Origin of the sequence: Nostoc sp. S13, from assembly GCF_029379315.1 — a bacterium.
Classification (GTDB): domain Bacteria; phylum Cyanobacteriota; class Cyanobacteriia; order Cyanobacteriales; family Nostocaceae; genus Nostoc.
Genome location: NZ_JAQYWQ010000014.1, coordinates 23,486 through 37,248, shown reverse-complemented (window position 1 = coordinate 37,248; position 13,763 = coordinate 23,486). Strand labels below are relative to the sequence as shown.

The 13,763-nt window shown below is 43.2% G+C and carries 14 protein-coding genes; 5 read left to right on the top strand and 9 right to left on the bottom strand.

What is annotated here, in order from left to right; all coding sequences use genetic code 11:
• Window positions 1-238: 238 nt before the first annotated feature.
• The gene (locus tag PUQ00_RS07245; protein WP_300414628.1) at window positions 239-907 is read right to left on the bottom strand and encodes a DivIVA domain-containing protein; all 669 of its coding nucleotides are present in this window, start codon (window positions 905-907) and stop codon (window positions 239-241) included.
• Entirely contained in the window at window positions 817-1,368 is a 552-nt protein-coding gene (coaD, locus tag PUQ00_RS07240; RefSeq protein WP_300414626.1) for a pantetheine-phosphate adenylyltransferase, read from the bottom strand. The genes PUQ00_RS07245 and coaD overlap by 91 nt, the downstream gene beginning before the upstream one ends.
• Window positions 1,369-1,504: 136 nt before the next feature.
• Here coaD and PUQ00_RS07235 point away from each other — a divergent pair, with 136 nt between their 5' ends.
• The 3 genes from PUQ00_RS07235 (at window position 1,505) to cobM (ending at window position 3,847) form a co-directional block, all read left to right on the top strand.
• A complete protein-coding gene (locus PUQ00_RS07235) occupies window positions 1,505-1,843 on the top strand; it encodes a hypothetical protein (RefSeq protein ID WP_300414624.1) in 339 nt (112 codons plus the stop codon).
• Window positions 1,844-1,902: 59 nt separating this feature from the next.
• Window positions 1,903-2,778 carry a prolipoprotein diacylglyceryl transferase gene (lgt, locus tag PUQ00_RS07230; RefSeq protein WP_300414623.1) on the top strand — a complete coding sequence of 292 codons (876 nt, stop codon included), beginning with the start codon at window positions 1,903-1,905 and terminating at the stop codon, window positions 2,776-2,778.
• A gap of 244 nt (window positions 2,779-3,022) precedes the next feature.
• Window positions 3,023-3,847: a precorrin-4 C(11)-methyltransferase gene (cobM, locus tag PUQ00_RS07225; protein WP_300414621.1), complete on the top strand. Its 825-nt coding sequence runs from the start codon at window positions 3,023-3,025 to the stop codon at window positions 3,845-3,847.
• 72 nt (window positions 3,848-3,919) lie between these two features.
• On the opposite strand, the gene PUQ00_RS07220 is transcribed toward cobM, so the two are convergent.
• The 7 genes from PUQ00_RS07220 to PUQ00_RS07190 all read right to left on the bottom strand — a co-directional run bounded on the left by PUQ00_RS07220 (window position 3,920) and on the right by PUQ00_RS07190 (window position 11,997).
• Window positions 3,920-4,147, bottom strand: coding sequence for a hypothetical protein (locus tag PUQ00_RS07220; protein WP_300414619.1), 228 nt, complete (start codon window positions 4,145-4,147; stop codon window positions 3,920-3,922).
• A 209-nt stretch (window positions 4,148-4,356) separates the two neighbouring features.
• Window positions 4,357-5,442, bottom strand: coding sequence for an ATP-binding protein (locus PUQ00_RS07215; protein ID WP_300414617.1), 1,086 nt, complete (start codon window positions 5,440-5,442; stop codon window positions 4,357-4,359).
• Between the two features lie 5 nt (window positions 5,443-5,447).
• Entirely contained in the window at window positions 5,448-7,475 is a 2,028-nt protein-coding gene (locus PUQ00_RS07210; RefSeq protein ID WP_300414615.1) for a WD40 repeat domain-containing protein, read from the bottom strand.
• A gap of 39 nt (window positions 7,476-7,514) precedes the next feature.
• Complete coding sequence (locus PUQ00_RS07205; protein ID WP_300414613.1) at window positions 7,515-7,784, bottom strand: hypothetical protein; 270 nt, start codon at window positions 7,782-7,784, stop codon at window positions 7,515-7,517.
• Window positions 7,777-9,402, bottom strand: a complete 1,626-nt coding sequence (locus tag PUQ00_RS07200; RefSeq protein WP_300414611.1) for an NACHT domain protein — start codon at window positions 9,400-9,402, stop codon at window positions 7,777-7,779. Before PUQ00_RS07200 ends, PUQ00_RS07205 begins: the two co-directional genes overlap by 8 nt.
• A 230-nt stretch (window positions 9,403-9,632) precedes the next feature.
• A complete protein-coding gene (locus PUQ00_RS07195; protein WP_300414609.1) occupies window positions 9,633-9,929 on the bottom strand; it encodes a hypothetical protein in 297 nt (98 codons plus the stop codon).
• Between the two features lie 73 nt (window positions 9,930-10,002).
• Window positions 10,003-11,997, bottom strand: coding sequence for a protein phosphatase 2C domain-containing protein (locus PUQ00_RS07190; RefSeq protein ID WP_300414607.1), 1,995 nt, complete (start codon window positions 11,995-11,997; stop codon window positions 10,003-10,005).
• 212 nt (window positions 11,998-12,209) lie between these two features.
• Between PUQ00_RS07190 and PUQ00_RS07185 the strand changes: the two genes are divergently transcribed.
• Together PUQ00_RS07185 and PUQ00_RS07180 are read left to right on the top strand one after the other, a co-directional pair.
• Window positions 12,210-12,644 carry an NfeD family protein gene (locus PUQ00_RS07185; protein WP_300414606.1) on the top strand — a complete coding sequence of 145 codons (435 nt, stop codon included), beginning with the start codon at window positions 12,210-12,212 and terminating at the stop codon, window positions 12,642-12,644.
• A 110-nt stretch (window positions 12,645-12,754) separates the two neighbouring features.
• Window positions 12,755-13,762 carry an SPFH domain-containing protein gene (locus PUQ00_RS07180; RefSeq protein ID WP_300414604.1) on the top strand — a complete coding sequence of 336 codons (1,008 nt, stop codon included), beginning with the start codon at window positions 12,755-12,757 and terminating at the stop codon, window positions 13,760-13,762.
• Window position 13,763 lies beyond the last annotated feature (1 nt).

Sequence of the window (13,763 nt, the reverse complement as noted above, 5' to 3'; positions counted from 1 at the left end):
AAACAGAATAGACCTCCTTGTTCTAGTTTGACTGTACAACCTGAGAAATTTTGAGTCTCGTTAGATAAAACCTGGTTATATCCTGATACTCGCAACACAGCTCAATCAGCTGTCACGCCTCTAGCAAAGCATGTTTTGTATGAACGGGATATGTACATTGCATCTCTATGAGAAAAATGTATCAAACCATCTTTATATAACCCCGTCAGCCCAAACTGGTAAATGCTAGGACTACAGTTTATTTTTTCTTGGCAGGAGGTGAATTGCGCTGAGTGAGGTTATCAATTTGCAATTGTTGCCGTCCGTTGGTGATAATTCGCAACATATCTTTGAGATCCTGCTCAATATTTCCCAAAACGCCATCGGCATATGCATCAGCACCATCTTCAATTTCTTGAGCCTGTGCGATCGCAGTTTGTCGCATTTGCTCTAACTCTTGCTGACAAGCATACCGCTTGCGGTCAATCTCCGCGAGAGTTTCTTGCATTATCGCCTCACACTCTTGTTGCGCTTGTCGCCGCAGTTGTTCAGCTTGTTGTTCTGCCTGTTGAATAATATCGCTTTCAGCTAAAATTTGCGCTCTTTTGGCTTGCGCGGCCTCAACAACCTGCTGTCCATACTCTTCTGCTTCCAGCAGAATTTCATCCTTTTGTTCCAGAATCACTGCTGCTTCTTGAAAAAGTGATGGTAAGGCCAGCCGGATGTAATCAAGCTGATCGAGTAACTTTTCTTCATCTATGAGTGTGCGTCCCGTCAGTGGAATTCTAAGACTAGAGAGAACCATTTCCTCTAGGCGGTTGAGTTCCTGCTGAATATCTATACTTCCCTCTCGACCGAGATATTCTTGAGGGGGGGGATTGCTTCCGTTGAGATTGGGTTCAACATTGGAGAGTTGTGATTGTAGCATTGGTATATATCTAGAGCAATGTGTGGAGGAACAAGATGATCGATAGAACCACCAAACCTTGCAATCTCTTTTACCACACTACTACTTAAAAAACTATACTCATTTGAGGTGGCGAGAAAAACTGTTTCAATTTGGGTAGAAAGAGTTTTATTAGTGTGAGCCATTTGCAGTTCCACTTCAAAATCTGACACAGCCCGTAAACCCCGCAGCAAAACTTGTGCTTGTCGCATTTGGGCATAGTTGACGGTAAGACCATCAAAGCTATCTACTTCTACATTAGGTAGATGTTGTGTAGAATGACGGATCTGATCTAGCCGTTGCTGCACACTAAAAAGTGGCATTTTGTTGGGGTTCCGCAGTACAGCGACAATCACCTGCTCAAACAGCCGACTACCGCGCTGGATGAGATCAAGGTGTCCCAATGTGATGGGGTCGAAGCTACCAGGATAAATAGCAATCACAATTTTAGATATATCAAAGTTGTTTAGGTGATTATATCGAAACCGTTTTGGGTAACTTACTCAAATTTACCATCTTGCGCTCTGGGTAAGAATGTTAAAGCTAGTTTGATATAAATAGACCAGACTGTAGGGAACATTGCTTATCGGTGTTAACTTAACGTTAAATTGGCAATTAGAAACCGCACGCCAGTTGTTTCTCCCCTTGGGAGACACAGCAAGTGACAAGTCAGGCATTGCCGACGCCAGTTGCTGGCGTGGGTATTCCATTGCCTTGGCTCTAAAGCATTGCTGTGCCCTGACAACAGATGTGGTTCAAATAAATGAAAAATGCTGTAAACTCAATTGTTCTGGTGACACAAGTTATGCTCAACTAGGCGTTAGGAACTTCCTAAAGATGGATGCTGGATTTTTACCTGCGTCTTCACAATTACATTGTGGTAGATTCAAACGTAACTCCCCAGTATTTGAGACATAAGAAACTCCGTACTTAGCAAAGTGCGCGGGTAGTTAACGAACTTTTTTAGGTAATTTTTCATGGCACTGGATTTTTCCACCTTGCCTTTGGCGTTTCAATTTACTTCTGCAGGACCGATTCTGTTGAAAATAGGGCCATTAACTATCCGTTGGTATGGCTTATTGATTGCCACAGCAGTATTAATTGGCGTCATGCTTTCCCAGCATTTGGCAAAACGCCGTAATGTTAATCCTGAGTTGCTAGGTGATTTGTTTTTTTGGTTGTTGATTGGGGCAATTCCTAGCGCACGGCTATATTACGTTTTCTTTGAGTGGTCAAAATATGCCCAAACTCCAGGAAAAATCTTTGCTATCTGGGAAGGAGGTATTGCTATTCATGGAGCAATTCTTGGTGGCGTTTTGGCTGCGTTAATCTTTGCCAAAATCAAGCAGGTTTCTTTCTGGCAACTCGCAGATTTAGTAGCGCCTTCGCTGATTTTAGGGCAAGCGATCGGACGTTGGGGCAATTTCTTTAATTCTGAGGCTTTTGGCGATCCTACTGATTTACCTTGGAAGCTCTATATTCCACCAGACCATCGTCCTCTAGAATATGCTAGTTTCGATTACTTTCATCCCACCTTTCTCTACGAATCTCTATGGGATTTAATGGTGTTTACGCTACTAATAACTTTGTTTTTCCGCTCTTTATCCGGTAAACCACGCCTGAAGGTAGGCACGCTGTTTCTAGTTTACTGGCCAGCCTACAGCTTAGGACGCTTATGGATTGAAGGCTTTCGCACTGATAGCTTAATGCTGGGGCCATTACGGATGGCACAAGTAGTCAGTAGTCTAGGAATTTTATTGGGATTAGTTGGGTTAGCTTGGCTTTACTTACTCAAACGCCCTTTACCCGATGTAGTTCCTACTCCTAAAGTAAATGCGGAGAGTGGGAGATGAGGGGAGTAAGAATTTTAGATTTTAGATTTTAGATTTTAGATTGAAATTTAATCCAAAATCTAAAATCCAAAATCCAAAATTGAAGTGCCCAATGCCCAATGCCCAAAAAATAAAAAATAAAAAATGCCCCAGAGTATTCTCTAGGGCTTAACCAGGGTGCATCTACCATTACTCTCTACTAACAGAAGAGGGAGAATCCGGAAAGATACTGAGAAAATGCCAAAAAAATTTTTGAGGGATTGTCGTGTGTTCTTTTAAAAGTGAATATACAGAAAGCCTAAGCTATAAAAAAACATTATATGCTGTAGAACCATCTGTCTATATTGTGGGGGCGGGGCCTGGAGATCCTGATTTATTAACGGTGAAGGCGCAGAAACTACTGGCTGCTGCTGATGTGATTTTATTTGCTGATTCTTTAGTACCCGAACAGATTTTAGAACTTTGCCGAGAAGATGCAGAGATAATTAGAACTGCGAATCAGACATTAGAAGAGATTTTGCCGGTTATGATCGATAGGGTGCGATCGCAGCATAAATCTCTAGTCCGTCTCCATTCTGGCGACCCCAGCCTCTACAGCGCCATCCACGAGCAAATGCACCTCCTAAGAGAGGCAAATATCCCTTTTGAAGTTATACCAGGTATCAGCGCCTTTCAAGCTGCTGCTGCCAAACTCAAAATAGAACTGACTGTCCCTGGTTTAGTCCAAACCATCATTTTGACACGCATCAGTGGACGTACAGAAGTCCCCGCTACTGAAGAATTAGCCTCGCTGGCAGCGCATCAGGCTAGCCTTTGCCTATATCTCAGTGCGCGTCACGTCGAAAATGCCCAAGTTAAATTACTCGAACATTACCCAGCCGAAACTCCCATTGCAATTTGCTTTCGCATCGGCTGGCCTGATGAAAAAATCAGGGTTGTTCCCCTTAATCAAATGGCAGACTGCACTCATCAAGAAAACCTAATTCGCACTACACTTTATATAATCACTCCAGCACTCTCGACAGCAAAAGGGCGATCGCGTTTATATCATCCCGAACATAGTCACTTATTTCGCTCATCTCATCAGTGAAGTACCCATATGACAAATTTCTGAGCAACATCATGATATTTCGGTATAATCTATTCTTTAAGTCGCTAGTCCCTACTTTTGTGGCGGACAAAGTTGCTGCACTCTTTGGGGAAGTTGCCGACACATCTGCTGTAATCCTTGAGGATTAATTTGCCACCAAGCAAATAATCCCAGACTTATACACCCCACAAGCAACGCCAACACTCCCCCCAGCATTACCAAGCGTTTACCCCGATGAGGTTTTGTAATTAAGGTTGGTGGGATTTCTGGGCTTGTAAATGGTTCCTCTAAAATATCCAAATCTAGATTTGAATCTAGCAGCGATCGCGAACTTTACTGTAAAGGAAATTGGTTCCTCTTGTTCTTCTTGTATTTCGGCTTCTATAATCTCTTCTGGTAAAGCCGGAGTCACAGGTACTAAGTATTCTGGAGAGACACGGTAATAAGTGAGAACAACAGGGGTTGGGGGTTAGGTCTCTATTGGATTCAACTGAGAAACGCTATAGAATCTAAGCAAAATTTGCTTGCTTGCTTAAGAAATCGCGGAAGCTGGAATGATAAAGACTGTAGCGGATTTCTCCATCAATTTGAGGCACTGCGCCCTTGCGGTTTCCCGACTTGTTCGCTCTTAGCGTTCCCGAAGGGTAGCAAGTGCCGTCCTGGAGTATTAAAAACTCACGCCAATTTTCCAGAACTTCTTCAACATCGTATTCATCAGCATCAATTGCACTAGCAATCACTTCTGCTGATAAAGGTGATGAAACTTGCACTAACACACTCAGCACAAATGATTTCAATTTCCTCTCAAAAGTTGGCGAATTAGGGGGAATCATCTTGTGCAAATGCTGTTGATAATACGCCTCTAAATCAGGGGTAAGTCGGTCAACCTCCTTAGAGATAGCAGGTAATATCTGAGTGAGATACATGAAATTGTTTTCGCTTTTGGCTATTAGCTGTGCTGTGAGTTCTTCGTCATTGTTGACATATCGTTGAATATATGCTTCGATATCCTCGTGGTTTTGTTGTGGGTATTCTGCTAAGTCGAGAATTTGGGAAGGTGCTTCTATCAACAAACCGGATTGTTTTCGCACATAAGGACGGCGGGTAAAAAGGAAATAGACGCCACGCGGGAGATATCTGGGAAGATAAAAGAGATTTGAGCCTGGGGTTTGGTTGGTGCGGTTAACAGCATCCAAGGCATCAATAGCAATGATAAACTTTTGTTGAGATTCTAGCTTGTCGCTGACTTGCTGAAGAAGGGAAGGTAGAGAGGTTTCTTGAGATGTCGGGTCAATTTGCGTGCAGATAGTAGCAATAAATTCCCCAGCGCGATTTTTGTCTGGAAGTTGGGCGTTGTAATAGAGAAGGTGGGGATTTTCTGTGACGTATTTGGCGAGGATGGCACTTTTGCCGCTACCGGGTGCGCCAATTATGGTAAAGTAACCCCGGTCATGACGTTGGAGAAAGTTGGATATTGCGGTGAAGACGAATTCACGACCAACAAAGTTTTGGCTTTTTTCGAGAATGATTTGTTGAAATTCTGTTGGGTATGAGGGTGAATTGATTGGCGTTGGCGATCGAGGTGAAGTATTCATACTTTTTAAACATTCTCCAACCGCAAAAAATGCACTCTCCCTGACGACTCCCCTGCGACAATTGTCACCCCATCTGCTGCAACAGCGCAGCAAAAAAATGGAGCTTCTCCTGTAAAAGTGGCAATTTCTTCCCCAGTTTCCAGATTCCAGAGTTTGAGTGTGTTGTCATTTGAAGCAGAAATCACCCGCTTGCCATCGAGGGTGAGGGCTACTGCATATACCAAGCCGTTATGACCATAAAAAGTCCGCTCATTCTCCCCAGTTTCCAGATTCCAGAGTTTGAGTGTCCTGTCATGAGAAGTAGAAATCACCCGCTTGCCATCGGGGGTGAGGGCTACTGCATATACCGAGTCGCTATGACCATAAAAAGTCCGCTCATCCTCTCCAGTTTCCAGATTCCAGAGTTTGAGTGTCCTGTCATAAGAAACAGAAATCAGCCCCTTGCCATCGGGGGTGAGGGCTAGTGCATCTACCCGGCCGCTATGACCATAAAAAGTCCGTTCATCCTCACCAGTTTCCAGATTCCAGAGTTTGAGTGTCCTGTCATAAGAAGCAGAAATCACCCGCTTGCCATCGGGGGTGAGGGCTAGTGCATCTACCCGGCCGCTATGACCATAAAAAGTCCGTTCATCCTCACCAGTTTCCAGATTCCAGAGTTTGAGTGTCCTGTCATAAGAAGCAGAAATCACCCGCTTGCCATCGGGGGTGAGGGCTAGTGCATATATCGAGCCGCTATGACCATAAAAAGTCCGCTCATCCTTCCCAGTTTCCAGATTCCAGAGTTTGAGCGTCCTGTCATGAGAAACAGAAATCAGCCCCTTGCCATCGGGGGTGAGGGCTAGTGCTAGTACAGGGCCGCTATGACCATAAAAAGTCCGCTCATCCTCACCAGTTTCCAGATTCCACAGTTTGAGTATGCTGTCAAATGAAGCAGAAATCACCCGCTTGCCATCGGGGCTGAGGGCTAGTGCTAGTACAAAGCCGCTGTGACAATTAAAAATCCGCTCATCCTCCCTAGTTTCCAGATTCCAGAGTTTGAGTGTCCTGTCAGATGAAGCAGAAATCAGCCGCTTGCCATCCGGGGTGAGAGCTACTGCAAATACCGAGCCGCTATGACCCTGGAAAGTCCGCTCATCTTTACCAGTTTCTAGATTCCAGAGTTTGAGTGTGCTGTCATGTGAAGTAGAAATCAGCCGCTTACCATCGGGGGTGAGAGCTACTGCATATACCGAGCCGCTATGACCATAAAAAGTCCGCTCATCCTCCCCAGTTTCCAGATTCCAGAGTTTGAGCGTGCTGTCAGATGAAGCAGAAATCACCCGCTTGCCATCGGGGGTGATGGCTACTGCTCTTACATAGTCGCGATGACCATAAAAAGTCCGCTTATCCTCACCAGTTTCCAGATTCCAGAGTTTGAGTGTGCTGTCATGTGAAGCAGAAATCACCCGCTTGCCATCGGGGGTGAGGGCTACTGCTAGTACAGGGTCGCTATGACCTTTAAAAGTCCGCTCATCCTCCCCAGTTTCCAGATTCCAGAGTTTGAGTGTCTTGTCAGATGAAGCAGAAATCATCCGCTTGCCATCCGGGGTGAGGGCTACTGCAAATACCGAGCCGCTATGACCCTGGAAAGTCCGCTCATCTTTACCAGTTTCTAGATTCCAGAGTTTGAGTGTGTTATCAGATGAACCAGAAATTACCCGCTTGCCATCCGGGGTGATGGCTACTGCATTTACCGAGCCGCTATGACCCTGGAAAGTCCACTCATCCTCCCCAGTTTCCAGATTCCAAAGTTTGAGTGTGTTGTCAGCTGAAGCAGAAATCACTTTCTTGCCATCGGGGGTGAGGGCTACTGCACTTACGTAGAGGCTATGACCTGAGAGGGTGAGAAGTAAACTTCCACCGGGGGAAATTAAGTTAGATGTTAACGGACAGAACCAAGGTAAAACTTGCTGCTTTGCTAATTTCAGCATTGCTTGAATTTCTGGTACTGCAAAGTGCTGCATTCGCCCCCACAATTGCCCTGCCAGTTGCATTTTATCTTTTACTAAAATATGTGCTGACAGTCGCAACGCTCATTGAATCAATTTCAGCGTTTTAACTTGCTCTGAATTATATTCTGGTTTGTTTAATAGTTCTAAGTCGTTAATTAAATCATAATCGTCAATGAGTGACTGCACACCAAAATCAGAATGGTTGACTTTAGCATTGATAAAATCAAAATCAGTCAGTCTTTTGTAAAACAGTTTCCATTTTCCTAGATTTGCTTTAACACGAGGGTCAATGAGGATGGTTCGCTGGTCGCTTAAAGATAACTGGGCAAATTTTTCAGCAAAACTATTCATCTTCGTCCTCACCAGGTTTGAGCCTTGCCCACAATTGGTCATTAGAGTCGGAAATAAGACGCTGAACCTCTTGCCAATCAATATTATTGCTCTTTTTTTCTCTTTTGATAATCGGTTGCTTGCGGAGGAAATCTGCAAAACTTTGGTGATAAATTGAATAGTAGTCTTCCTGATTTTGTTTTTGTCTTCTCAAGAATTCCAGCCACTTATTCAAAAGCTCCAAAACATCATATTCATTTCGACCAGTAATGCGGGCAATGGATTTACAGGAAATCGGTTTACCTACCTCAACCAGTACACAGAGGATAATCGCATTTCTCCGCTTGTCTGGAGTATCCATTTCCATCTGCTTCCAATGCTGTTCATAATAACCCTGAAGTTTCTCAGGTAATTCTTCTAAACTTAAGTCTTGATAATCTCCTCTAGCAATACTTGGTAAGACATAGTACAGGTACATAAAATTGTTTTCACTTTTTTGTGCTACCTGCTCAATAAAATATGGCGGCTGAATGTTGCGTTTTTGAATCCATGCCTTTAAACCATCATGCTCTGGCTCATCATTGATAAATGTACTAATGTATTCTTTGATATCTTTTCGATTCCAGACCTCATACTTATTCGCTGTTAAATCCAACTGCTGCTCTGGAACTTCTTCAGTCAACAAGCGCTTTTCATTTTGGGCATAACGTCGCCTAGTTAACAGAAAATATATCTTCTCTGGCAAATTTTTGGGTAAATCTAAAAGATTTCCTGACCCTGGTTGTTCGACTTCATCAAGTGCATCAACCACAATTACCAAGGGTTCACCAGTTGCTAGCTTTTCATTTACTTTCGTCAGCAAAGTAGGTAAATTATCATTCTCTGCATTCTGTAACTGATAGCAATTAATCAGTTGTTGACGACTACTTTGCAAAAATTGCTCTGGTGTGTTGCGACCTTCTGCCCGAATATTGAAGTAGCAGATAGCTTTGTATTTAGATACAGATTGGGCTGCGATCGCACTTTTCCCCATCCCCGCATCCCCAATTACAGTAAAATAACCTTTGGGATGATTTTTGAGGAAATCATTAAACTCATTAAATACAAATACCCGTCCGCAAAATGCCTTAGTTTTTTCTTCAATTAGCGCCTTAAACTCATCTGGATAAAGAGACTGTTTTGCAGGTTCTGTAGATTTATTCAGGTGTTCTGGAAATTGTACATTAGCTAGAATTTCTCCAGGATTTCTAGAGCGTTTTGCCACACTGACAAAAACTTGATGAAATTCCTGAACTTTAACTAAGTCTATTTTGGCTTGTTGTGCCTCATCTTTTAATGTATTCCATTCCTCATTATCAATAGCCAATGCCTTTTCTGCAAAAGCCTTATAAAAAGTTTTTTTAATCTCTTTATTTCTAAAAAAATTGAGTATATCATCAGCTTGAAAGACGCCATACTCTACCAAAGCATAAGTATAAACACCTTCAAAATCTTTGGGAGGCTGTATTCGAGCAAGATTTAAACGTTTTAAAACTTTAATAATATATTCGTTACGTTGAGCCTGCTGGATACCAAGGGAAACAGTAGCAGGTGCAACTGCTTTAATAGCATTAACTACAGATACGGGGTCAATATTCATCTTTCCTGTGGTGAGAGCAGGTTGTGATACCCTTACCTTATCGCAGATTCACTGAGTCAAGTTGCTAACTAGCTCCCATGTTGGTGCAAGATATGATGTAGAGTTATGTGTGGTGCGATCGCCATAATATATCAACACAGTATTCCATAAATAAATAGCTAGCGATCGCCTTTGCCATTGTGATGTAAAGTTATCTCTGGTGCGATCGCTTCACAGTATCAGTTCACCAGTTAAACTCTCACTGTGAATGCAAAAACTCTCTTAAATAACATCGCTACTGAAACTGCTCCCATAAGTTGTGAAGCTGCTCCCCTAAGTTGTGGAACCGTTCCCGTAAGTCGTGGAACTGCTCCCGTAAGTTGTGGAACCGTTCCCATAAGTTGTGAAGCTGCTCCCGTAAGTTGTGGAACCGTTCCCGTAAGTTGGGAAACTGCTCCCGTAAGTTGTGGAACCGTTCCCATAAGTTGTGAAACTGCTCCCATAAGTTGTGAAACCGTTCCCATAATTTGTGAAACTGTTCCCGCCATGACTTAGATAACTAATGTTGAAACATTGGTGAAAAACCTACGGTAGTTATTACTGTCACCTACTCCCCACTCCCTATTTCCCAGGCCGACATAATTGCTGTATTCTTTGGGGAAGTTGCCAACACATCTGCTGGAATCCTTGAGGATTAAATTGCCACCAAGCAAATAATCCCAGACTTGTACCTCCCGCAAGCAACGCCAACACTCCCCCCAGCATTACCAAACGTTTACCCCGCTTAGGTTTTGTAATTAAGGTTGGTGGGATTTCTGGACTTGTAAATGGTTCCTCTGAAAGATCCAAATCTAGATCCAAGTCTAGATCCAAATTTAGATTTGGATCTAGCAGCGATCGCGAACTTTCTGTAAAGGAAATTGGTTCCTCTTGTTTGTCTTCTTCTTCTTGTATTTCTGCTTCTATAAGCTCTTCTGGCAAAGCCGGAGTCACAGGTACTAAGTATTCTGGAGAGACACGGTAATAAGTGAGAACAACAGACGTATTATCACGCCCATTTTTTTCGTTTGCCAAGTTAATCCAGTTGCGGACAGCATCTTCAACTGTCAATTGACCTGTTAACACGGGTATTGCATAATCCTGCCAAGATTCTTCCACCCAGTTATTATCACTTAAACCATCAGAACACAGTAGCAAGATGCCATCTTCTTCCAGAATGAATCGCTGAACCTTGACACGTAAAGATTCTGCATCTCTTGTTCCCAATGCTTGAGTTAGGGCACTAGCATCTGGTCTAAGAAGTGCCTTTCGATACAAGTTTTTCGCAAAACGTACTTCTCGTGTCGCCACATCATCATCGACTGTCAGTAGCTGACAATAATTACGAGTAATCCAATAGGCACGGCTATCGCCAACATTAGCCAAGTAAAGTTCATGAGTATTATTTGATTGCCACTCAGTACTCGTCTGCACTTGTTGGGGAACTTGTACCGCCATTACAATAGTTGTAGCCATGCGTTCTTTCCCTTGGCGTTTTTGTTCGTTATTGCGGGCACAAATCAGATTATTTACCACCCGTAAGCTTGCTTCTAATTGTTCCTGCAACAACCCAGGTGGTACAACTACAGCTTGTTCTGTTACCTCCGTTAGTAAAGCGCGAATTTGCAACTTTATAGACTGCACTGCCAACTTACTAGCAACCTCGCCGCCTTCATGTCCGCCAATGCCATCGCAAACAATCGACAAGTGAGACAATAAAGGTTCATCTAAGTTACTCAAAGCATTGGGGTAGCAAGCGTCTTCATTTTGTGCCATAACTAGGCCAATATCTGTAGAGCCTGCCACTTTCAGGACTAATGGCAATTCTGCCGCAGATGCTAGTAGTAAATTATTAAGTTGAATATTAATAGCCTCAAACTCAACCTCAGTTTCACACATCTGCTGGACTATGTTCTGTAACCCTTTGGCTACTGATGCCTTTGCAGACGTTACCCAAAACTGCCAACACTGCCCCAAATTTTGTAAACTTAGCTTCTCATCTGCTGGTGTTTGATAGAGTTCCAACAGTTGCACACACCAACCTTGGACTCTCAAGTTATTTACTAACAATAAACTGCGGCTAAGTCCCAATTCTGATAAAGGTGTCCAAAGTTGGAGAATTTGCCACAGCCAATAAACTTGTCGTACTGCCGTTGCTTGCTCCCATGCCTCAACAATAGTTGGATAAATATTTCCTGTCTCATCTATCGGTACATTTTCCAATAAGAGGATATCAGTTGTATCTCTTTCAAAGTTAGAAGCAAATCCATAAACCTGGGGCAAATGCAACCGCTCTTGATATAACAGTAGATAAGGAATTACTTCTTTTGGCAATTCTTCAGGTACATCTGGCGGCAATCCCGGTTGAGTATCCAGCCAAATCTGGTGACTAATTACCTCATACCTATCTGCTACCTTAGTGCCTGGTGAGATTTGAGCAGACAATGAGCCAGTAGCCCAAAGATAGCGGTGAACTAAAGGAGTTTGGCAACTGGCACAAACACTATCTTCCATAGGATTAATGGGGCTATTACAGCCTGGATTTATACAATAAATTATCAGTTGAGTAGAAATCATAAAGGTATAAATTTAAGAAACCAATCAACTCATTGGCAATGACTTGAAGGCTAGAATAGACTGGATTGGTGTACCGCTAGCTACACCTTGTTACTGAAATTAATCAAAATTATTGGTAAAAAGACCAAGTTTTGCTTTCTGTAAATAACTTAGTCTGGCTGTATCTAATCGTAGAAATACATTTACGTCAATGTAGAGTTTAGGATGGCGCTATGCCAAGTTTTACCTTAATCTGGCTTCTGGCAGGAGCAGTTCTGTGTTTAACGGAATTGTTCTTACCATCGGCGTTTGTCGCCTTCATGATGGGAATTAGCGCTTTTGTGGTGGCGCTGCTGTCTAGAGTGGGTTTAGGAAGTGTATGGTTACAAATTGTGGTTTGGCTATTGCTTTCCACCGCACTAATCGTGCTTTCTCGTCGGTTTTTGCAACCGCGACAACGCAAATCTAAAATTCAGGATGCAGTCATAGCTGAAACCTTAACAGAAATTCTGCCTGGTAAAACAGGGCGGGTGCGGTATGAGGGAAATTCTTGGCAAGCAAGATGTGACGATGACAAATTTACCGTACCACCCCATCAAAGAGTTTATGTGGTTAGGAGAGAAGGTACTACTTTGATTGTGATACCAGAAAACTTGTTGAATTCTTAGTTAATGGGAGTGGGGAATAGGGAGTTAGGAGTTATCCATCCACCTCATCTCCCTCATCCCCCTCATCCCCCTACTCCCTACTCCCTTTGTTAAAAATCAGGAGATTCACAATGGAACAGTTCTTTTTGCTTGTCTTTTTAGCCCTTGGTGGTTCTGCTGTAGCGGGTTCTGTGAAAGTCGTCAATCAAGGTAATCAAGCTTTGGTGGAAAGATTGGGTAGTTATAACAAAAAACTAGAACCAGGACTAAACTTTGTCGTTCCTTTCCTAGATAGAGTTGTCTACCGAGAAACTATCCGAGAAAAAGTCTTGGATATTCCTCCTCAACAGTGCATCACCCGTGACAACGTTGGCATTGAGGTAGATGCAGTATTTTACTGGCGGATCGTGGATATGGAAAAAGCCTGGTACAAGGTAGAAAATCTCCAGTCGGCAATGGTAAACATGGTGCTGACTCAAATTCGCGCCGAAATGGGGCAACTGGAGTTGGATCAAACTTTTACTGCTCGTTCCCACATCAGTGAACTTTTATTACAGGATTTGGACGTTGCTACCGATCCTTGGGGTGTAAAAGTGACACGGGTAGAACTGCGAGATATTATTCCATCTCAGGCAGTGCGAGAATCGATGGAATTGCAAATGTCGGCAGAACGACGCAAACGAGCAGCAATTTTAACTTCTGAGGGCGAACGCGAAGCTGCTGTCAATAGTGCTAGAGGTAAAGCGGAGGCGCAAATATTGGATGCGGAAGCTCGTCAAAAATCGACAATTTTGCAAGCGGAAGCTGAACAAAAGGCGACCGTTCTGAAAGCTCAAGCAGAACGTCAGCAGCAGGTTCTAAAAGCGCAGGCGATCGCAGAGTCTACAGAAATTATCGCCCAAAAGCTCCAGACTAACCCCAATGCCAATAAAGCAGTAGAAGTTTTGTTTGCCTTGGGCTATCTGGATATGGGCGCGACAATTGGTAGAAGCGATAGCAGCAAGGTCTTATTTATAGATCCGCGCACTATCCCTGCTGCTTTCGAGGGTATGCGTTCCGTTATCTCAAATGGTCAGGTTGACTCTAACGAGTTGTTTTCTAAGCAAATACCAGGATTAGAAAACAACCGCCCTAGTTAGG